General features: G+C 70.8%; 24 protein-coding genes. 5 read left to right on the forward strand and 19 right to left on the reverse strand.

The window, feature by feature from the left end; genetic code table 11:
• Window positions 1-15: 15 nt before the first annotated feature.
• Window positions 16-522: a 30S ribosomal protein S9 gene (gene rpsI / locus IEZ03_RS31010; protein ID WP_132048788.1), complete on the reverse strand. Its 507-nt coding sequence runs from the start codon at window positions 520-522 to the stop codon at window positions 16-18.
• Between the two features lie 115 nt (window positions 523-637).
• A complete protein-coding gene (rplM, locus tag IEZ03_RS31015) occupies window positions 638-1,090 on the reverse strand; it encodes a 50S ribosomal protein L13 (protein WP_132048786.1) in 453 nt (150 codons plus the stop codon).
• Window positions 1,091-1,813: 723 nt separating this feature from the next.
• Here rplM and IEZ03_RS31020 point away from each other — a divergent pair.
• From IEZ03_RS31020 to IEZ03_RS31030, 3 genes are all read left to right on the forward strand, one after another.
• Window positions 1,814-2,599 carry a CAP domain-containing protein gene (locus IEZ03_RS31020; protein ID WP_229808693.1) on the forward strand — a complete coding sequence of 262 codons (786 nt, stop codon included), beginning with the start codon at window positions 1,814-1,816 and terminating at the stop codon, window positions 2,597-2,599.
• A gap of 117 nt (window positions 2,600-2,716) precedes the next feature.
• Complete coding sequence (locus tag IEZ03_RS31025; protein ID WP_184889119.1) at window positions 2,717-3,730, forward strand: hypothetical protein; 1,014 nt, start codon at window positions 2,717-2,719, stop codon at window positions 3,728-3,730.
• Between the two features lie 24 nt (window positions 3,731-3,754).
• Window positions 3,755-5,443: a hypothetical protein gene (locus tag IEZ03_RS31030; RefSeq protein WP_184889121.1), complete on the forward strand. Its 1,689-nt coding sequence runs from the start codon at window positions 3,755-3,757 to the stop codon at window positions 5,441-5,443.
• 15 nt (window positions 5,444-5,458) lie between these two features.
• Here IEZ03_RS31030 and truA read toward each other — a convergent pair whose 3' ends face one another.
• From truA to infA, 8 genes are all read right to left on the reverse strand, one after another.
• On the reverse strand, window positions 5,459-6,370 hold the full coding sequence (gene truA, locus IEZ03_RS31035; RefSeq protein WP_184889123.1) for a tRNA pseudouridine(38-40) synthase TruA: 912 nt from the start codon (window positions 6,368-6,370) through the stop codon (window positions 5,459-5,461).
• 191 nt (window positions 6,371-6,561) lie between these two features.
• Window positions 6,562-7,080, reverse strand: a complete 519-nt coding sequence (gene rplQ / locus IEZ03_RS31040; protein ID WP_184889125.1) for a 50S ribosomal protein L17 — start codon at window positions 7,078-7,080, stop codon at window positions 6,562-6,564.
• A 94-nt stretch (window positions 7,081-7,174) separates the two neighbouring features.
• Window positions 7,175-8,188, reverse strand: a complete 1,014-nt coding sequence (locus IEZ03_RS31045) for a DNA-directed RNA polymerase subunit alpha (protein ID WP_131950911.1) — start codon at window positions 8,186-8,188, stop codon at window positions 7,175-7,177.
• Window positions 8,189-8,301: 113 nt separating this feature from the next.
• Window positions 8,302-8,928 (reverse strand): 30S ribosomal protein S4, encoded by a 627-nt coding sequence (gene rpsD, locus IEZ03_RS31050; protein ID WP_132043915.1) that lies wholly within the window; start codon window positions 8,926-8,928, stop codon window positions 8,302-8,304.
• Window positions 8,929-8,948: 20 nt separating this feature from the next.
• Complete coding sequence (rpsK, locus tag IEZ03_RS31055) at window positions 8,949-9,350, reverse strand: 30S ribosomal protein S11 (protein ID WP_067486841.1); 402 nt, start codon at window positions 9,348-9,350, stop codon at window positions 8,949-8,951.
• A 58-nt stretch (window positions 9,351-9,408) separates the two neighbouring features.
• Window positions 9,409-9,789: a 30S ribosomal protein S13 gene (gene rpsM / locus IEZ03_RS31060; protein WP_132043917.1), complete on the reverse strand. Its 381-nt coding sequence runs from the start codon at window positions 9,787-9,789 to the stop codon at window positions 9,409-9,411.
• A 192-nt stretch (window positions 9,790-9,981) separates the two neighbouring features.
• Complete coding sequence (gene rpmJ / locus IEZ03_RS31065) at window positions 9,982-10,095, reverse strand: 50S ribosomal protein L36 (protein WP_021596712.1); 114 nt, start codon at window positions 10,093-10,095, stop codon at window positions 9,982-9,984.
• 73 nt (window positions 10,096-10,168) lie between these two features.
• Window positions 10,169-10,390, reverse strand: a complete 222-nt coding sequence (gene infA, locus IEZ03_RS31070; RefSeq protein WP_018657567.1) for a translation initiation factor IF-1 — start codon at window positions 10,388-10,390, stop codon at window positions 10,169-10,171.
• A gap of 263 nt (window positions 10,391-10,653) precedes the next feature.
• Here infA and IEZ03_RS31075 point away from each other — a divergent pair, with 263 nt between their 5' ends.
• Window positions 10,654-11,211, forward strand: coding sequence for a hypothetical protein (locus tag IEZ03_RS31075; RefSeq protein ID WP_184889127.1), 558 nt, complete (start codon window positions 10,654-10,656; stop codon window positions 11,209-11,211).
• 16 nt (window positions 11,212-11,227) lie between these two features.
• Here the strand turns inward: IEZ03_RS31075 and IEZ03_RS31080 are convergent, their stop codons facing one another.
• Window positions 11,228-11,512: a GNAT family N-acetyltransferase gene (locus IEZ03_RS31080; RefSeq protein WP_184889129.1), complete on the reverse strand. Its 285-nt coding sequence runs from the start codon at window positions 11,510-11,512 to the stop codon at window positions 11,228-11,230.
• Between the two features lie 204 nt (window positions 11,513-11,716).
• Here IEZ03_RS31080 and IEZ03_RS31085 point away from each other — a divergent pair, with 204 nt between their 5' ends.
• The gene (locus tag IEZ03_RS31085; protein WP_184889131.1) at window positions 11,717-12,532 is read left to right on the forward strand and encodes a phosphodiesterase; all 816 of its coding nucleotides are present in this window, start codon (window positions 11,717-11,719) and stop codon (window positions 12,530-12,532) included.
• Between the two features lie 21 nt (window positions 12,533-12,553).
• On the opposite strand, the gene IEZ03_RS31090 is transcribed toward IEZ03_RS31085, so the two are convergent.
• From IEZ03_RS31090 to rplR, 8 genes are all read right to left on the reverse strand, one after another.
• Window positions 12,554-13,000 (reverse strand): DUF1707 SHOCT-like domain-containing protein, encoded by a 447-nt coding sequence (locus IEZ03_RS31090; RefSeq protein WP_132043925.1) that lies wholly within the window; start codon window positions 12,998-13,000, stop codon window positions 12,554-12,556.
• A 77-nt stretch (window positions 13,001-13,077) separates the two neighbouring features.
• Window positions 13,078-13,935: a type I methionyl aminopeptidase gene (gene map, locus IEZ03_RS31095; RefSeq protein ID WP_184889133.1), complete on the reverse strand. Its 858-nt coding sequence runs from the start codon at window positions 13,933-13,935 to the stop codon at window positions 13,078-13,080.
• 68 nt (window positions 13,936-14,003) lie between these two features.
• Window positions 14,004-14,654, reverse strand: a complete 651-nt coding sequence (locus IEZ03_RS31100) for an adenylate kinase (protein ID WP_184889135.1) — start codon at window positions 14,652-14,654, stop codon at window positions 14,004-14,006.
• Window positions 14,654-15,949: a preprotein translocase subunit SecY gene (gene secY / locus IEZ03_RS31105; protein WP_132044023.1), complete on the reverse strand. Its 1,296-nt coding sequence runs from the start codon at window positions 15,947-15,949 to the stop codon at window positions 14,654-14,656. The genes IEZ03_RS31100 and secY overlap by 1 nt, the downstream gene beginning before the upstream one ends.
• A 230-nt stretch (window positions 15,950-16,179) precedes the next feature.
• A complete protein-coding gene (gene rplO / locus IEZ03_RS31110) occupies window positions 16,180-16,677 on the reverse strand; it encodes a 50S ribosomal protein L15 (protein WP_132043929.1) in 498 nt (165 codons plus the stop codon).
• A 1-nt stretch (window position 16,678) separates the two neighbouring features.
• Complete coding sequence (gene rpmD / locus IEZ03_RS31115) at window positions 16,679-16,861, reverse strand: 50S ribosomal protein L30 (RefSeq protein WP_021596720.1); 183 nt, start codon at window positions 16,859-16,861, stop codon at window positions 16,679-16,681.
• On the reverse strand, window positions 16,858-17,478 hold the full coding sequence (gene rpsE / locus IEZ03_RS31120; RefSeq protein WP_373293705.1) for a 30S ribosomal protein S5: 621 nt from the start codon (window positions 17,476-17,478) through the stop codon (window positions 16,858-16,860). Before rpsE ends, rpmD begins: the two co-directional genes overlap by 4 nt.
• A 34-nt stretch (window positions 17,479-17,512) precedes the next feature.
• The gene (gene rplR, locus IEZ03_RS31125) at window positions 17,513-17,899 is read right to left on the reverse strand and encodes a 50S ribosomal protein L18 (RefSeq protein ID WP_184889137.1); all 387 of its coding nucleotides are present in this window, start codon (window positions 17,897-17,899) and stop codon (window positions 17,513-17,515) included.
• Between the last annotated feature and the right edge of the window lie 2 nt (window positions 17,900-17,901).

The raw sequence follows: 17,901 nt of genomic DNA on the forward strand, positions 1-17,901 counted from the left end.
GGCTCGTACCGCCGGTCAACGCTTGCTGTACTGGGGCGCCTTGCGGGCCTTCTTGAGGCCGGCCTTCTTGCGCTCGGGGACCCGCGCGTCACGGGTGAGGAAGCCGGCCTTCTTCAGGGCCGGGCGGTGCTCGATGTTCGCGAACTGCAGCGCGCGGGAGATGCCGAGGCGCAGCGCACCGGCCTGGCCGGTGGTGCCGCCGCCGCCGACCCGCGCGAGGACGTCGAACTGGCCTTCGAGGCCGAGCAGGACGAACGGCTCGTTCACGATCTGCTGGTGGACCTTGTTCGGGAAGTACTGGTCCAGCGAACGGCCGTTGATCTTCCACTGGCCGGTGCCGGGGACGATGCGGACCCGCGCGATGGCCTGCTTGCGGCGGCCGGTGCCGGCGGCGGGGCCGGTCGCGACGGGCTGGCCGAGGTAGCTCTCGCCCGCGGCCTCGGGCGTCTCGGTGCTGTACTCGGACGGGGCGTCCTCGTACGAGTCGAGCTGCTCGGTGCCCGGCTCGGTGGTCTCGTCCACGGTTCTCCTTGGGTGTTCTAGCCAGGGCGGCGGGCCCGCGCTGCGGGTGCCCCGGCGGCCTCTTGTTCAAGGTCGCACACGGCGCGGCTCGTGGACCGGCTCGCGTGCGGGGGTGTCACTTGCCGGTCTGGCTGATCTGGGTGATCTCGAACGGGACCGGCTTCTGCGCCTGGTGCGGGTGCTCGGGGCCGGCGTAGACCTTCACCTTGCCGAACATCTTCCGGCCGAGGGAGTTCTTGGGCAGCATGCCCTTGATCGCCTTCTCGACGGCCCGCTCGGGGTTCTTGGCCAGCAGCTCGGCGTAGGTCACCGAGCGGAGGCCGCCCGGGTAACCGGAGTGCCGGTAGGCGCGCTTGCGCTCCGCCTTGTTGCCCGACATCGCCACCTTGTCGGCGTTCACGATGACGACGAAGTCACCGGTGTCGATGTGCGGGGCGTAGATCGGCTTGTGCTTACCCCGAAGCAGCTGCGCGACCTGACTGGCGAGACGGCCCAGCACGACATCGGTCGCGTCGATGACGTACCACTGACGCTGGACGTCAGCGGGCTTTGGGGTGAACGTGCGCACGGTCGTCAGCCTTCGTTTCTCGTCGACTACTCAGTGGTTGATCATCACCCGTCCTCGCGGGCGGGCGATGTTCATCAGCGGAATCCTGCTCACGCCGATCAGCGAACTCGTCCGACCTGGCGCTCCGGGAGGCCGGGCCCCGATCCGGTGCCCGCACCGGCGGCGCGGGCACTGCGGGGACACCCCGACACGTCGTTGCATCGCCGGGACGCTCGCACTGGGCAGGCGTCGACACACAACAACCACGCAGAATACCCGTCGGCGCGCACAAGAGCAAAGCAGCGCGGCACCCGGCGGGCGGCGCCGGGACGGGGACGGTCAGCACCCCCATGATCACGTTAAGTGGCCATTTTGCCCTTTTTCGGACGATCTTCGTAACCAGATGTACATAACGGGATATGGTGCCCGGCGACCGGTCCACGCCGGCTCCGGCCGGCCCGCACACGGGAGCCCCCGCTGTCTACTCCCCGCAGACCAGGCGAGAACCCCGGACGCCGCCCGTCCCGGTACCCCGGGCAGGACGGCGCCGGAGCACCTGCCGCCGCGCGCGGCGTCCCCTCCGGCACCCCTTCCCGCGACGAGCTCGTCGCGGGCGGGCCGCGGCGCGAGACGTCCCGCTCCGGACCGGCCGACGGCCGCCGTCCGCAGGGCGGGCGCCCGCCGGGCGGACGTCCCCCCGGCAAGGGGCGCAAGCGCTCCCGGGCGAAGAGCCTCACCGGCATCGTGGTGGCCGTCGCCGCGTCCGGCCTCGCGATCGGCACCGGGGTGGCGATCGACCGCTTCCTGCTGCCCGACCTGCGGTCGGAGCGGACCGCCGCGTCCGGACCCGAGGCGCGGCCGTCCACCGTGATCCCGGCCGGACCGCAGAGCGACACCCCGACCGGGGCCGGGTCGGGCGCCGAAGGCGGCGAGAAGCCGTCCGGCGCCGCGCCCGCGCCCACCGCGGAGCAGCCGACGCCGCCGCTGAAGGCGATCCGCGACCCGAGCCGCTCGACCGCCGCGCCGTCCAAGTCGAGCGAGCCCACCGCCTCCCGGCCCCCGTCCGGCGGCGGATCGGGCGGCTCTGGCGGTTCCGGCGGCTCCGGCGGCTCCGGCGGCTCCGGCGGGGGGGCGGGGAACACGGCCGGGCAGTCCGGACCCGAGGCCGCCGTGGTGTCGCTCACCAACGCCGAGCGCGCCAAGGCCGGCTGCGGAGCGCTGCGCGTCGACCAGCGGCTCGTCACCGCCGCCCGCAGGCACTCCGCCGACATGGCCGCCAACAACTACTTCTCCCACACGTCGCAGAACGGCGACAGCCCGTGGGACCGGATGGCGGCCGCCGGATACCCCGACGCCGGAGCGGAGAACATCGCCAAGGGCTACCCCACCGCGGCGGCCGTCGTGAACGGGTGGATGAACAGCCCGGGGCACCGGGCCAACATCCTCAACTGCGGTCTGCGCGCCATCGGCGTCGGCATGGCCTCCGGCTCCGGCGGGCCCTACTGGACGCAGAACTTCGGCCGGAAGTGATCTGCGCCGCTCCCGGCGGTGACCTTCGGCGAATCACCGGCGTCCGGTTCGCCCCCATGTCATGGTGGGTGTTCCGAAGGTCCAGAGCCCTGCACGAGGAACGGTAAGGTCCAACCCATGGGTTACCCGGGCGATCAAGGCCAGCCCGGCGGCTGGCCGCCTCGGCAGCCGCCGCACGAGCCGTACGGACCCGGAGCCGAAGCACCGCCGTACGGCCGAGACGGCGACCAGGCCCCCTTCACACCGCGCGACGACCCCTTCGCGCCGCGCGACGAGGGGCCCGGCGCGGTGCCACCGGGCGGTCCCGACGGCAGGTTCGACGACGACCGGTTCGGGAACCCCTACGGCGACTCCTACGGGCACCCCGAGGCCGTGCCGTCCGGCGGGCCGGAACGCTCCGGGAAGGGCCGCCGCACACCGCTGGTCATCGGCGCCGCGGCGGTCGCCGGGCTCGTCCTCATCGGCGGCGGCATCGGGCTGTCGTCCATGCTGAAGGACGACTCAAAGCCGGACGCCGAGAAGTCCCGGGCCGCGGCCACGCCGACGCCCACGCCCAGCCCCACCCAGCCCGTCCTCGCGCCCGTGAAGCTCAAGAGCCGCACCACCGACCCCAAGCCGCTGACGCTCAAGGAAGTCTTCGGCAAGGGCAAGTTCAAGGCGCACGGCCACAACTACGTCCGGACGGCCGTGAACGCGAAGAAGAGCTGCGCGTCGGTCGTCGGCGGCAGGACGCTGGAGACGACCCTCAAGCAGGGCCGCTGCACGCAGGCGCTGCGGGCCACCTACGCGCTGACCGGGGGCCAGCTCATCGGCACCGTCGGCGTGTTCAACCTCGAGACCGAGGCCGCGGCCAAGAAGGCCGTGAAGGCCGCCGCCGCCAAGGACGCCTTCCTGCAGGCCCTGCCGGGCAAGGGCGTCTCCAGGACCAACGGCAGGGGCGAGGCCCTCGGCACGTCCCAGGCGCGCGGCCACTACCTGCTCATGACGTGGGTGCAGCGCCCGGACGGCAAGAAGATCCCCGCGAAGCACCACGCGGCAGTCCGCGTCTTCGGTGCCGAGATGGTGAAGGGCAGCAACCTGGCCCTGGCCCTGAACTACAGGGAAACCGAAGGCGAGCCCCTCCAAAGGTGACCGGTTTGAATACCCTCTCTGCCTATGTCTGGTTCTAGAGACACCCGGGAGTCCGCCGAGGAGGCGGGGACGTCCGCCGTCCCCGCCGACGCGGTGCCGCCCAGCTTCGGCGGCGCGGCTCCCCCGGCCGGCCCGCCGCCGGCGGACGCCGAGCCCGCCACGGACGCGGAGCCCGCGGCGTCCGACTCCCTGCGGCTGCCTCCGTTCGGCCTGGAAGCTCCCTGGTGGGCCGCCGAGTCCACCGAGACGGCCCCGCCCGGCGAGGACGCCTCCCCCGCCTCGGGCTCCGGCGCCCCCGCCGAGAGCGGCTCCCAGAGCGACGCTGAGAGCGGCCCCGCGATCGGCGGCGGCCCGCCCGGGACGCTCGTCGCCGGTGTCGGCGTCCCTAAGGTCGACTCCCGCGGCGCCGTTCCCGCCGACCCGATCGTCAAGCGGGCCCTGTCGTCCGGCGACACCGACCCGGACGGCTTCCCCGCCGTCTCCCCGGAGGCCGAGCGGCCCGCGGAGGCCGCCGCAGCGGCCGAGGAGGCCCCGGGCACCGGCACGCCCGAGCCCGCCGCCACGGCCGTGGACATGCCCGCCGTGGCGGACGAGCCCGGCGGGAACGCTCCCGTCGCCCCCGAGAAGTCCGCGCGGGACGAGCAGGCGTCCGCCTTCGAGAAGGCCAGGGCCGCGGAGGACGCGTCCATCGCCTCCGCGGGCGAGGTCCTCGAACCGGACGCCATCCTTCCGGTCGGCGTCACCCCGCCCACCGGCAGCGGACCGTTCCCACAAGGCGCGGTGGCCGCCGGCAGTACCCCCGCTGACGCAGAGCCCGGCACCGCGCCCACCGGCGGCGCGGCCGAGGACGCGGAGACGACCGCGCCGCAACCCGCCGTGATCGCGCCCGTCTACCACGTCGAGGGCGCCGTTCCGCTCGACACGGCGCCCCCGCCCGGACAGCCCCCGCAGAGCGCGGCGGCGGCCGGACCGGCCAAGGGCGGCGGGCCCAACCGGCGCAGGCCGCTGCTCATCGGCGGCGGCGCGGCGATCATCCTGGCCGCCGGCGTCGCCCTGTTCACCGTCGGCGGCACCGGCTCGGACGATGGCCGGGACGGCGATGCCACGGCCGTCCAGGCCCCGGCGACGGCGCAGTCCACCCCGCCGGCCGCACCGGCCACGCCGTCCCCCACCCCCAGCGCCGCCGGGCCGCCGTCCAGGATCGACAACGAGCGGACCGACCGCGAGCCGCTGGCGTTCCAGGACGTGTTCCCCACCGAGACCATCAAGCTCGGCGGACGGACCTACACCCGCGACCGCTGGTCGCTCAACCGCGAGCCGTCGTACGCGGCCAGGGGCTCCATGCTGCAGGCCCTCGAACGGGAGAAGTGCCGCAAGATCGTCCGCGCGACGTTCATCGAGCGGTCGACCTCGCTGGCCGTCACGTCCGGGATCGCGGTGATGCCGACGAAGGAGGCCGCGCTCCGGGTGAGCCGGGCCGGCGACCCCGCCCGGTACGAGTGGTTCCGCGGCATGGGCGGCAAGAACACCCCGAACCTCGACCGGGCGGGCGGCTACGCCGCCGCGACGGTCCGCGGCCGGTACGTCGCCTACGCCTACGTGCAGTGGGCGAACGGCCAGGAGGCCCGTCCGGGCGACCCGGTGATAAAGCAGGCGGCCCAGCGGTTCCTGGACTACGACCTGCGCCCGATCGTGGAGCGCGCCCGCCGCTGACCGGACGCGGCGCGCTCACCGCGCGCCGCGGTCTCCGCTCTGCGACGCCTCCGGCTGCGGCAGGGCCGGGGGCGGTTCCGTGCCGGACGCAGAGGTGCTCGCCGCGAGCGTCCGGACGCGGCGCGTCTCCTGGGCGCGCCGCGCCAGGCCGTCGTCGCCGGGGTAGCGGATCTCCTCCAGCGACAGCCCGTGCGCGGGCGCCACGTTCACCGCGGAGTCGCGGACGCGCGCCGCGAGCACCTGCGCGGGCCATTCCACCTCGCGCCGGCCGTCCCCGACCATCAGCAGCGCCCCGACGAGCGCGCGGACCATCGAATGGCAGAACGCGTCCGCCTCCACGGTCGCGAGGGCGAGGTAGGGGTCGCGGTCGTCGCGGGCCCACTCGTAGCGCAGCAGCTCGCGGATGGTCGTCGCGCCCTCCCGCTTGCGGCAGTACGCGGCGAAGTCGTTCTCCCCCACGAGGAGCCGCGCGGCCTCGTTCATCCGCTGCAGGTCCAGGGGACGCGGATGCCAAAGCACGTCGTGGCGGCGCAGCGGCTCCACGCCGACGGGGTTGTCGCACACCCGGTACACGTACCGGCGCGACAGCGCCGAGAACCGGGCGTCGAACCCCTCCGGCGCGACCGACACCCGCCACACCCGCACGTCCGGCGGCAGCAGTCCCGCCAGGCGGCGCGGCATCGTCCCGTTGATCGCCGAGTACGCCGCGACCGGGACCACCAGGTGGGCGACCTGCCCCCGGGCGTGGACGCCGGCGTCCGTACGGCCGGCGACGGTGAGCATGGGGGGCGGGTCCAGGCGCAGCATGCGGGCCAGCGCGTCCTCGATGACGCCCTGGACGGTGCGCTGGTTCGGTTGCCTCGCCCAGCCCGCGAAATCCGACCCGTCGTAGCCGATGTCGAGCCGGAGTCGTACCAGTGCGGTCATGTCAGCCGGTTCGTCCCTCTGCAACGTCGCCGTCCCGTCCCCTTGTGCATGCACGTCGCTGCGCCACTGACCTGACCATGAGATCAAGTCTGGCAAAGATCAAAGCCCGCCGTCCCGAGCGGAACGGCGGGCCCTGACGAATGTCGAGCAAACGCTTGTCGAGCAAACGCTCGGCCAGGTCAAGCGGTGAACTACTCCTTGTCGCCCGCCCCGGCGTCGCCCTCGGCCTTGGTGTCCTCGGCCTTGGTGTCCTCGGCGGGCGCGTCGTCGGCCTCGGCCTTGCTGAGGGTGACCTCGCCCTCGGCGGGCAGGTCCTTCTCCTCGACCTTCGGCGCGACCTTGGCCGCCGGCATCGGCTCCCGCACCAGTTCGATCACGGCCATGGGCGCGTTGTCGCCCTTGCGCGGGCCGAGCTTGGTGATGCGGGTGTAGCCGCCCGGCCGGTCCGCGAAGCTCGGCGCGATCTCGGTGAAGAGCTCGTGCACGACGCCCTTGTCGCGGATCGTCCTCGCCACCAGACGCCTGTTGTGCAGGTCGCCCTTCTTCGCCTTGGTGATCAGCTTCTCCGCCAGCGGACGCACCCGCCGGGCCTTGGCCTCGGTGGTCGTGATGCGGCCGTGCTCGAACAGCGACGTCGCCAGGTTGGCCAGGATCAGCCGCTGGTGCGCGGGGCTGCCGCCGAAGCGGGTGCCCTTGGTGGGCTTGGGCATGGTGGTTCCTTCCTGCGCCGGCCGTACCAGGTACCGGCGTCAGCTGGGTCCGTGCGGCCGGGGGACGCGCCCCCGGCCGCCGGGATCGGTTTCGTCAGTACTGCTCGGTCTCGGCGTAGCTCTGGTCGTCGTCGCCGTAGGCGTCCGCCGCCGCGCTCGGGTCGAACCCGGGCGGGGAGTCCTTGAGCGACAGGCCCATGTCGTTGAGCTTCTGCTTGACCTCTTCTATGGACTTCGCGCCGAAGTTCCGGATGTCGAGCAGGTCCTGCTCGGAGCGGGCGACGAGCTCGCCCACCGAGTGGATGCCCTCGCGCTTGAGGCAGTTGTAGGAGCGGACGGTGAGGTTCAGCTCCTCGATCGGCAGGGCGAGGTCCGCGGCGAGCGCGGCGTCCGTCGGGGACGGGCCCATGTCGATGCCCTCGGCCTCGACGTTGAGCTCCCGGGCCAGGCCGAACAGCTCGACGAGGGTCTTGCCGGCGGAGGCCACCGCGTCGCGCGGCAGCATCGCCTGCTTGGTCTCGACGTCCAGGATGAGGCGGTCGAAGTCGGTGCGCTGCTCGACTCGGGTCGCCTCGACCTTGTAGGTGACCTTCAGCACGGGCGAGTAGATGGAGTCGATCGGGATCCGGCCGATCTCCTGGCCCGGCTGCTTGTTCTGCGCGGCCGAGACGTAGCCGCGGCCGCGCTCGACCGTCAGCTCCATCTCCAGCTTGGCCTTGTTGTTCAGCGTGGCGATGTGCAGGTCCGGGTTGTGGACCTCGACGCCCGCCGGCGGCGCGATGTCGGCCGCGGTGACCTCGCCCGGGCCCTGCTTGCGCAGGTACATGACGACGGGCTCGTCGTGCTCGGAGGAGACGACGAGCTCCTTCAGGTTCAGGATGATGTCGGTGACATCCTCCTTGACCCCGGGCACGGTGGAGAACTCGTGCAGGACGCCCTCGATGCGGATGCTGGTGACGGCCGCACCGGGGATCGAGGAGAGCAGGGTACGGCGCAGCGAGTTGCCGATCGTGTAGCCGAAGCCCGGCTCCAGCGGCTCGATGGTGAACCGCGACCGGTACTCGTCGACCTGCTCTTCGGTGAGAGTGGGACGCTGAGCGATGAGCATGGTGGTGCCTTCTTTCCGCGGTGCCCGCTATTTGACTACCGCGTCTGTGAGTGTTCCCCGACCCGCCGGGAATCCACGGAAAGCGCCGCGGAATCCCGGCGGGGGTCGAGCCCTTACTTGGAGTAGAGCTCGACGATCAGCTGCTCCTGGACGGGAGCGTCGATCTGCTGCCGGACCGGCATCGAGTGCACGAAGATCCGCATCTTCTCGCCGTCGACCCCGAGCCACGCCGGGACGGGACGCTCGCCGACCTCGGCCTTGGCGACCTGGAACGGCGTCGACTCGAGCGACTTCGGCTTGACGTCGATGATGTCGGCCTCGCTCACCAGGGCCGACGGGATGTTGACCTTCTTGCCGTTGACCCGGATGTGGCCGTGGCGGATGAGCTGGCGGGCCATGTCGCGGGACTTGGCGAAGCCGCCGCGGTAGACCACGTTGTCGAGCCGGCGCTCCAGCAGCGTGAGCAGGTTGTCACCCGTCTTGCCCTGCTGGCGGTTCGCCTCGACGTAGTAGTTGTGGAACTGCCGCTCCAGGATGCCGTAGATGCGCCGCGCCTTCTGCTTCTCGCGAAGCTGCAGCAGGTACTCGGTCTCCTTGGGCCGACCGCGGCCGTGCTCACCCGGAGGGTAGGGACGGATCTCGATCGGGCACTTGGGGCCCTCGCACTTGCTGCCCTTGAGGAACAGCTTCATCTTCTCGCGGCGGCAGAGCTTGCAGTCCGCACCGGTGTAACGAGCCATTGTTCTAGTTCTCCCCTGCCTCAGACCCGACGACGCTTGGGCGGGCGGCAGCCGTTGTGCGGAACGGGCGTGACGTCCTGGATCGAGCCCACCTCGAGGCCGGTCGCCTGCAGCGACCGGATGGCGGTCTCGCGGCCCGACCCCGGGCCCTTCACGAAGACGTCGACCTTGCGCATGCCGTGCTCCATCGCGCGCCGGGCGGCCGACTCGGCGGCCTGCTGCGCGGCGAACGGGGTGGACTTGCGCGAGCCCTTGAAACCGACGTGGCCCGAGGAGGCCCAGGAGATCACGTTGCCGTTGGGGTCGGTGATCGAAACGATCGTGTTGTTGAACGTGCTCTTGATGTGGGCGTGCCCATGAGCGACGTTCTTCTTTTCCTTGCGGCGCACCTTCTTGGCGCCGACACGGCTCTTAGGAGGCATCTGCTCTCTCTAACTCTTGAGGTCATCGACCCGGACGGGCCCGGAGGCCCGGCGCGGACTACTTCTTGCCGACCTTCTTCTTGCCGGCCACGGTCTTCTTCTTGCCCTTGCGGGTACGCGCGTTGGTCTGCGTGCGCTGACCGTGCACGGGAAGCCCGCGGCGGTGCCGGATGCCCTGGTAGGACCCGATCTCGATCTTGCGGCGGATGTCGGCCTGGACCTCACGGCGCAGGTCGCCTTCGGTCTTGTAGTTCGCCTCGATCCAGTCGCGGAGCTGCACCAGCTCCTCGTCACCGAGCTGGTGCACCCGGAGGTCGGGGTTGACACCGGTACCCGCGAGGGTTTCCAGCGCCCGCGTCCGGCCGATGCCGAAAATGTAGGTGAGAGCGACCTCCACGCGCTTTTCGCGCGGGAGGTCGACGCCGAGTAGGCGTGCCATCGTGGGCAGTTCCCTTCGTATCGCGGAGGTATGGACGCATCACGTCCGCACACACCCTGCCCGGGTGGCGGCCCCGGCCTCCTGCGGTCCGGGGGTGGCCCCTCCACACGACGGTGCCGCACGTCCCGCGGGGGGACGTACGGCCATCGATGCGAAGGCTGCGATGCGCTTGGGTTGTCTTGCGGGCTGGCGTCAGCCCTGGCGCTGCTTGTGGCGCGGGTCGGAGCAGATCACCATGACCCGGCCGTGCCGGCGGATGACGCGGCACTTGTTGCAGATCTTCTTGACGCTCGGCTTGACCTTCACTGGGTCTCCTAAAGCAGGGTCACCCCCGCGCCGCCACGCGCGGGGAAGGCAACCCCAGTGGGATTGATGGGATTCACTTGTACCGGTAGACGATCCGACCGCGCGTGAGGTCGTAGGGGCTCAGCTCCACAACGACGCGGTCGTCCGGCAGGATCCGGATGTAGTGCATCCGCATCTTGCCGCTGATGTGGGCGAGCACCTTGTGCCCGTTGTCGAGCTCCACCCGGAACATGGCGTTCGGGAGGGACTCGATGACGGTGCCCTCGATCTCGATGGCCCCTTCTTTCTTGGGCATGTCCTCCGCGCTTCACTGGTCGGCTCATTGGACTCGGCCCCGGCTCCCGAGGGAGAATCGGCCGCAACCCACCGCCACGACGCGTAAAGCGTCCGGAACAGGGAATCAGGCGGCCGCCGACGGACCGACAAAGGAGTCTACGTCAACCGGTCGCACAATGCGAAATCGACGCATGATACGGGTCGCGAGACCGGTCCCGAGCCAAGCATACCGCGCCCGCGCGTTGTACCTTTCGAGGAGAGAGACGCCCGAGGAGGATCAGCATGCCGAGCTATGACTTCGCGCTGATCCTCAGTCGTCCCCTCTACGAGGACGAGCTGGACCCGCTGTTCGACCGGACGCACGGCGCGGTCACCGTGTCGATCATCAGCGAGCCCGAGCACGCCGAGCGTCCCGGCAACGCGTCCTGCTCCTGGGCCGGCCCCACCCTCGCCGCGGCGATCATGGAGGTGGTCGAGCACGTCGAGGTCAGCGCGCCGGGCGTGCACGCCCTGCAGGTCGAGGCCGACCCGCTGCTGACGATCCGCGACATCGCCGAGCGGGTCGGGCGCTCCCTCGACTCGGTCCGGCACGCGATCACCGGTTCCCGCGGCGTCGCCGGGTTTCCCTCGTCGGAGATGTCGTCCGCCGGGCACCGGCTGTGGCGCTGGTCCAAGATCGCCGCCTGGTACGGGGTCGACGACCCGCAGCTCATCGAGGCCAAGCCGACCGTCCAGGCGATCAACGGCTGGCTGGCACTCCGTGACGTGGTCCCCGACGTCGCACCCGCCCCCGAGGAGGTCACCTCGGCACTGTCCCTGGTGATCCCGCACGTCGCCTGAACGGTGCCCGGGGCGTTCACCAACTGGACGGGCACCACACGGGGGCCGGTGTGACATCGGAGTACCAGGCGGTCGGTACCACCCGGCCGTCCGGCAGCACGTGCTTCTCCGGACCGGCGGCCGGATCGAAACCGGCCCGCCACAGCGAGCGGACGCACGCGGCGTTCGCGGGCTCGGCGCCGGCCCGCACCTCGGTGAAGTGCAGATGCTGCTGGGCGAGCGCGAGGCCGGCGGCGAACAGTTCCGCCCCGAGCCCGCGGCCAACCCGGCCGACCCCCTTGGGCCTCCACATCACCGACATATGCCTTCCTTTCCCCGTCGGCCACCGTGCGGCAAGATAGCGGCAAGTCCACGGCCTGGGACCCGCCCGTCCGGCCGCTCCGGCGGGGCCCGGGTCGACAGGCGGAGCCCGGAGCGCGAAGATCGTCTCGGCGCCCCGGGGGTGGAGCGGGGGGTGCCGCGGCCACGAGTCCGTGGTGTGCTGGGGCTAGGGGGAGGGGACCGGATGGCGATCATCGCGCAGTTGAGCGATATCCACCTCGCGGCCGGCCGCGACGGTCAGGTGGACGACGGCTCCGGGCCGGTCCGCGCCCTGCGGGCCGCCGTGTCGAGCCTGCTCTCGCTGCCCGCCCGCCCCGACGCCGTCGTCCTCACCGGCGACCTCGCCGACGGGGGCCGGCACGCCGAGTACGCCCGGCTGCACGCGCTGCTGTCCCCGCTGCCGATGCCCGTCTACCCGATGCCCGGCAACCACGACGACCGCGAGGAGATGCGCAAGGTCTTCGACGACCATCCCGCGGTGACCGCCGGCGGGTTCGCACGGCACGACCCCGTCCAGTACGCGGTCGACGTGGCGGGCGTGCGGCTCGTCTGCTGCGACACCACCGTGGACGGGCACCCCCACGGCCACATGAGCGAGGACCGCCTCGCCTGGCTCGACGCGACGCTCGCCGCCGCGCCCGACACGCCCACGATCGTGGCCACCCACCATCCGCCGTTCCCCATCGGGATCCGCTTCATCGACGAGATGCGGTTCATCGACCCCGCCGGATTCGCGGCGGTGATCTCCAAGCACCCGCAGGTGGTGCGGGTGATCTCCGGGCACGTGCACCGCGGCTCGGTCGGCTCGCTGGCGGGGACCGTCAGCACCACCTGCCCCAGCACCTACCGGCAGCTGTTCCTCGACCTGACGCAGCCGGGGCGGGCCGCGGTCACCGGGGAGCCGGCGGGGTTCGCCATCCACCTCGTCGAGGAGGACGGCACCGCCACGACGCACTTCGTCCCGACCGGGAACTACCGGCCCCTGATGGACGTGGAGTGACCCCTCACGTCACCCGTCGCGTCACTCGTGCCGGCGGCCGCCGCCGAACAGCGTGCCGATGAGGAGCATCGCGCCCCAGGGGCCCGCGACCCAGATCCACCACGGATAGACCCAGCCGCTCGACACGGCGATGATCAGCCAGATCGTGAAGTTGATCGCGCTGACCGACGCCCACGCCGCCCACATCGCCCGGTGCTGGGACACCTCCGGCACCCGCGACACGGCACTGGCCGCCAGGTCGGTGCTCTTCGGCTGCGAAGCGGGGACGGGGAGCTGGTAGAGGTCCTCCTCGGGCAGGTCGGCGGTGACCTCCTGGAGCTGCCCGATGGTCTTGGCGTCGTACACCGCCTCCAGCCGCTCGTGCAGCTCGTCCATCGTGATCCGGCCCTCGCCGCAGTGCTCGCGCAGGCTCGCCGCCACCCGGTCACGGTCGGCGTCCGAGGCCCGGATGTCAGGGTTCGGCGCCATCGTCCCCTCCGCTCAGCCAGAAGCTCCAGTTCCCATTATGTAGGGATGATTCCGGTGAGGGCCCCCCGCGCGGAGGTTCAGTTCCCGCCCGCCGCCGGCGACTTCCCGGAAGCCGTGGCGTACGCCTCGACGCCGAGCTTGGTGAACCACTCGCGGCCCTCGTCGAGAGCCGTCATGACACGCGGCCCCTCCGGGGTCACCGCGAAGGTGTGCTCGAAGTGCGCCGAGGAGCGCCCGTCGAGCGTGACGACCGTCCAGCCGTCGTCCAGCTCCACGGTGTCCTTCGTGCCGAGGTTCACCATCGGCTCGACCGCGAAGCACATCCCCGGCTCCAGGACGGGCCCGTGCCCCGGCTCGCCGTGGTTCGGGATGAGCGGGTCCATGTGCATCTCGGTGCCGATGCCGTGCCCGCCGTAGCCCTCGACGATGCCGTAGGCGCCCTCAGAGCGAATGTGAGCCTCGATCGCGTGCGACATGTCCGTCAGCCTGGCCCCGGCCCGTCCGGCCGCGAGACCGCGCCACAGGGACGTCTCGGTCACCTCCAGGAGCCGCCGCAGCTCCGCGGTGATCTCCCCCACCGGGACGGTGATCGCCGCGTCGCCGTGCCACCCCTCGACGATCGCGCCGCAGTCGATGGAGATGACGTCGCCGTCCCGCAGCACCTTCCCGCGGTCCGGGATGCCGTGCACGATCTCCTCGTTGATCGACGCGCAGATCGTCCCGGTGAAGCCGTGGTAGCCCTTGAACGACGGCACACCGCCGTGGTCGCGGATGTGCCGCTCGGCGATCCGGTCCAGGTCGAGGGTGGTGATCCCCGGCCGGACCGCCTCCCGCAGGACCTCGAGGGTCCGGCCGACCAGGAGCCCGGCCCCGCGCATCAGCTCCAGCTGCTCCGCGGTCTTCACCTGGATCGCGGGCCTGCGCCGCTTGAACATCTTCCCGCCCTCACAGACTTCTCCGCCGGGCCCCGCTCCCCGCGGGGAACGGGGCCCTTTGCCTTGCTCTACTTCTCCAGCGGGCGCAGGGCGGTCAGGGCTCGCTTGGTGACCTCCTCGACCGGACCGGTCGCGTCGATGCCGACCAGGATGCCCTCGTCGGCGTAGAACTGCACCAGCGGGGCCGTGTCCTGCTTGTAGACCTCCAGGCGGTGCTGGACGACCTCTTCCTTGTCGTCGTCGCGCTGGAACAGGTGCCCGCCGCAGTCGTCGCAGATGTCGTCCTGCTTGTCGTCGAAGTCGACGTGCCAGATCCGGCCGCAGCGGTCGCAGGTGCGCCGGCCCGACAGCCGCCGGACGACCTCCTCCTCGTCGACGACCAGCTCGAGCACGATGTCGAGCCGGGCGTCCCACTCGGCGAGGATCTTCTTCAGCGTCTCGGCCTGGGGGACGTTGCGCGGGAAGCCGTCCAGCAGGAACCCGTCGCGGGCGTCGTCCTCGGCGAGGCGGTCGCGCACCATCGCGATCGTCACCTCGTCGGGCACCAGGTCGCCGCGGTCCATGTACTGCTTGGCCTGCCGCCCGAGCTCCGTGCCGCCGCTGACGTTGGCGCGGAAGATGTCACCTGTCGAGATCTTCGGGATGGACAGATGAGATGCGATGTACTGGGCCTGCGTCCCCTTGCCCGCACCCGGGGGGCCCACCAGGACGATACGCACTACCGCAGGAAACCCTCGTAGTTGCGCTGCTGCAGCTGACTCTCGATCTGCTTCACGGTATCCAGTCCGACGCCGACGATGATGAGGATGCTCGCGCCACCGAAGGGGAACTCCTGGGTCGCGTTCAGGAGTGCGAACGCCACCATCGGGATCAGGGACACGAGCCCCAGGTACACGGCACCGGGTGTGGTGATCCTGGTCAGCACGAAGTCGAGGTATTCGGCGGTCGGCCGGCCAGGGCGGATACCTGGGATGAATCCACCATACTTCTTCATGTTGTCGGCCACTTCAGTGGGGTTGAAGGTGATCGCCACGTAGAAGTAGGTGAAGAAGATGATCAGGGCGAAGTAGGCCGCCATGTGCCAGGCGTTGTCCTGCTGCAGGTACGGCTGGACCTTCTGCAGCCACTTGGTCTCGGGCCACAGCTGGGTCGCCAGGACGGGCAGGTAGATCAGCGACGACGCGAAGATGATCGGGATGATGCCGGCCTGGTTGACCTTCAGCGGGATGTAGGTCGAGGTGCCGCCGTACATGCGCCGGCCGACCATCCGCTTGGCGTACTGGACGGGGATGCGCCGCTGGGCCTGCTCGACGAACACGACACCGGCCATGATCGCCAGGCCGACGATCAGCACCACCGCGAAGATGAAGCCGCCCTTGGCCTTGAAGATGCTCCAGAACTGGGCGGGGAAGACCGCGACGACCTGCGTGAAGATCAGCAGCGACATGCCGTTGCCGACGCCGCGGTCGGTGATCAGCTCGCCCAGCCACATGATGACGGTCGTGCCGGCCACCATGACGACCACCATCATGATGATGGGGAACATGGTCGTCTCGTAGAGGATGTCGTTGGCGCCGGAGACCCCCTGGAACAGCTGGCCGGTGCTCGCCATCGCCACGATGCCGGTCGCCTGCAGGATCGCCAGCCCGACGGTCAGGTAGCGGGTGTACTGGGTGATCTTCGTAGTGCCGGACTGGCCCTCTTTCTTGAGGGCCTCCAGCCGCGGGATCACGACCGTGAGCAACTGGAGAATGATGCTCGCCGTGATGTAGGGCATGATGCCCAGGGCGAAGACCGACAACTGCAGCAGCGCACCGCCGCTGAACAGGTCGACAAGACCGTAGAGCTGGTTGCTCTCCTTGGCCGCATCGGCGGTCTCTTTCAGCACACTGACGTTCACGTTCGGCGTCGGGACGATCGACCCGAGCCGGAACACCAAGATGATGAACAACGTGAAGAGCAGCTTTTTACGCAGGTCAGGCGTACGGAAAGCCCGAGCGAACGCGGTCAGCACCATTCCTCCTGCGTGACTGGCGAGTTCATGGCCGCCGAGGGCCGGTTACAGGTCCATGAGTCCTGGCGGAGGATACCCGCTGAGAAACCCGAAGTGTGGAATCTCACGCGGAGCACCTCCGACCGTGTGACTCTAACAGCAGATGACACCGGGGCCGTCCCGCCCGCAGGGAGGACCTCACGGCCCCCGGCGCAAGGCGAACACGGCCCCGGCATCGAAGGTATCTCTTCCTACAGCTCGTCGGCGGTTCCGCCGGCGGCCGCGATCTTTTCCTTCGCGGCTCCGGAAAAGGCGTGCGCCTTCACCTGAACCGCGACGGAGATGTCGCCGGTGCCGAGTACCTTGACCGGACGGCCGCGGCGCACCGCGCCCTTCGCCGCCAGGTCCTCCGCCGTGACCTCGCCGCCCTCGGGGTAGAGCGCGGCGAGCCGGTCCAGGTTCACGACCTGGAACTCGACCCGGTTCGGGTTCTTGAAGCCCTTCAGCTTCGGAACCCGGCGGATCAGCGGCATCTGGCCGCCCTCGAAACCGACGGGGACGGTGCCGCGGGCCTTGGTGCCCTTGGTGCCGCGGCCCGCGGTCTTGCCCTTGGACGCCTCGCCGCGGCCCTTGCGGGTCTTGGCACGGTTGGCGCCGGGGGCCGGACGCAGGTCGTGCACCTTGAGCGGCGCGCCGCCCTCGGCGCCGGTTCCCGTGGCGTCGTCCTTCTTACCGAGATCAGCCGCCATGTCAGTCGACCTCCTCGACGGTGACCAGGTGCGCCACCGTCCGGATCATGCCGAGCACCTCGGGGCGGTCCTCGCGGACCACGCTCTGCCCGATCTTCTTCAGGCCGAGGGTGCGCAGCGTGTCACGCTGGTTCTGCTTCTCGCTGATCACCGACTTGGTCTGCGTGATCTTCAGATTGCTCATGAGCTCGCGACCTCCGGCCTGGGCTCGCTGCCCGCGGCGCGGGCCCGCAGCATGGCCGCGGGGGCGACGTCCTCGATCGGCAGGCCGCGCTTGGCCGCGATCTCCTCGGGACGCTTCAGCGCCTTCAGGCCCGCGATCGTGGCGTGCACGATGTTGATCGCGTTGTCGCTGCCCAGCGACTTGCTCAGCACGTCCTGGATGCCGGCGGCCTCCAGCACCGCGCGCACCGGGCCACCCGCGATCACACCGGTACCGGGGCTCGCCGGACGCAGCAGGACCTCGCCCGCCGCGTCCCGCGCCTGCACCAGGTGCGGGATGGTGCCCTGGATCCGCGGCACCTTGAAGAAGTGCTTCTTGGCCTCCTCGACGCCCTTGGCGATCGCCGCGGGCACCTCCTTGGCCTTGCCGTAGCCGACGCCGACGGTGCCGTTGCCGTCACCGACGATTACCAGGGCGGTGAAGCTGAAGCGCCGCCCGCCCTTGACGACCTTGGCGACACGGTTGATCGCCACGACCTTCTCGATGTACGACTGGCCCTTGTCGGCGCCACCGCGGCGGTCGTCGCGGCGATCGCGACGGTCGCCACCCTGACCGCCACCACGCCTCTGCGCTGCCATCAGTGGTTCCCTTCCTCTGCCTTGTACAGGGCCATCAGACTTCGAGGCCCCCTTCGCGCGCACCCTCCGCGACGGCGGCGATGCGGCCGTGGTACTTGTTGCCGCCGCGGTCGAAGACGACCGCGGAGACACCGGCGTCCTGGGCCCGCCGGGCGATGAGCTCGCCGACCTTGCGGGACTTGGCCGTCTTGTCGCCGGAGTCGGCGCGCAGGTCCGCCTCCATCGTCGACGCGCTGGCCAGCGTGTGGCCCTTGTCGTCGTCGATGACCTGGACGAACACGTGCTTGCTGGAGCGGGTCACGACCAGGCGAGGCCGCGCGGCGCTGCCGAGGACCTTCTTCCGGACCCGCAGGTGCCGGCGCCTGCGCGAGAGCGCGCGGCGGCTCGTGGCCTTGCCGGCGAGGGTCTTCGTGCCTGCCATGC

The sequence above is a fragment of the Actinomadura livida genome, assembly GCF_014648675.1.
Taxonomy (GTDB): domain Bacteria; phylum Actinomycetota; class Actinomycetes; order Streptosporangiales; family Streptosporangiaceae; genus Spirillospora; species Spirillospora livida.

What these genes read in the sequence shown, in the direction of transcription:
- rplQ (WP_184889125.1), bottom strand. Translation starts at nt 7,080, where the DNA reads ATGCCCAAGCCCACCAAGGGCACCCGCTTCGGCGGCAGCCCCGCGCAC.
- infA (WP_018657567.1), bottom strand. Translation starts at nt 10,390, where the DNA reads ATGCCCAAGAAAGAAGGGGCCATCGAGATCGAGGGCACCGTCATCGAG.
- rplO (WP_132043929.1), bottom strand. Translation starts at nt 16,677, where the DNA reads ATGGCGGCTGATCTCGGTAAGAAGGACGACGCCACGGGAACCGGCGCC.
- rpsE (WP_373293705.1), bottom strand. Translation starts at nt 17,478, where the DNA reads ATGGCAGCGCAGAGGCGTGGTGGCGGTCAGGGTGGCGACCGTCGCGAT.
- truA (WP_184889123.1), bottom strand. Translation starts at nt 6,370, where the DNA reads ATGACCGCACTGGTACGACTCCGGCTCGACATCGGCTACGACGGGTCG.
- map (WP_184889133.1), bottom strand. Translation starts at nt 13,935, where the DNA reads ATGTTCAAGCGGCGCAGGCCCGCGATCCAGGTGAAGACCGCGGAGCAG.
- IEZ03_RS31080 (WP_184889129.1), bottom strand. Translation starts at nt 11,512, where the DNA reads ATGTCGGTGATGTGGAGGCCCAAGGGGGTCGGCCGGGTTGGCCGCGGG.
- IEZ03_RS31025 (WP_184889119.1), top strand. Translation starts at nt 2,717, where the DNA reads ATGGGTTACCCGGGCGATCAAGGCCAGCCCGGCGGCTGGCCGCCTCGG.
- IEZ03_RS31075 (WP_184889127.1), top strand. Translation starts at nt 10,654, where the DNA reads ATGCCGAGCTATGACTTCGCGCTGATCCTCAGTCGTCCCCTCTACGAG.
- rpmD (WP_021596720.1), bottom strand. Translation starts at nt 16,861, where the DNA reads ATGAGCAATCTGAAGATCACGCAGACCAAGTCGGTGATCAGCGAGAAG.
- IEZ03_RS31090 (WP_132043925.1), bottom strand. Translation starts at nt 13,000, where the DNA reads ATGGCGCCGAACCCTGACATCCGGGCCTCGGACGCCGACCGTGACCGG.
- IEZ03_RS31045 (WP_131950911.1), bottom strand. Translation starts at nt 8,188, where the DNA reads ATGCTCATCGCTCAGCGTCCCACTCTCACCGAAGAGCAGGTCGACGAG.
- IEZ03_RS31085 (WP_184889131.1), top strand. Translation starts at nt 11,717, where the DNA reads ATGGCGATCATCGCGCAGTTGAGCGATATCCACCTCGCGGCCGGCCGC.
- rplR (WP_184889137.1), bottom strand. Translation starts at nt 17,899, where the DNA reads ATGGCAGGCACGAAGACCCTCGCCGGCAAGGCCACGAGCCGCCGCGCG.
- rpsD (WP_132043915.1), bottom strand. Translation starts at nt 8,928, where the DNA reads ATGGCTCGTTACACCGGTGCGGACTGCAAGCTCTGCCGCCGCGAGAAG.
- IEZ03_RS31030 (WP_184889121.1), top strand. Translation starts at nt 3,755, where the DNA reads ATGTCTGGTTCTAGAGACACCCGGGAGTCCGCCGAGGAGGCGGGGACG.
- rpsM (WP_132043917.1), bottom strand. Translation starts at nt 9,789, where the DNA reads ATGGCACGCCTACTCGGCGTCGACCTCCCGCGCGAAAAGCGCGTGGAG.
- rpsK (WP_067486841.1), bottom strand. Translation starts at nt 9,350, where the DNA reads ATGCCTCCTAAGAGCCGTGTCGGCGCCAAGAAGGTGCGCCGCAAGGAA.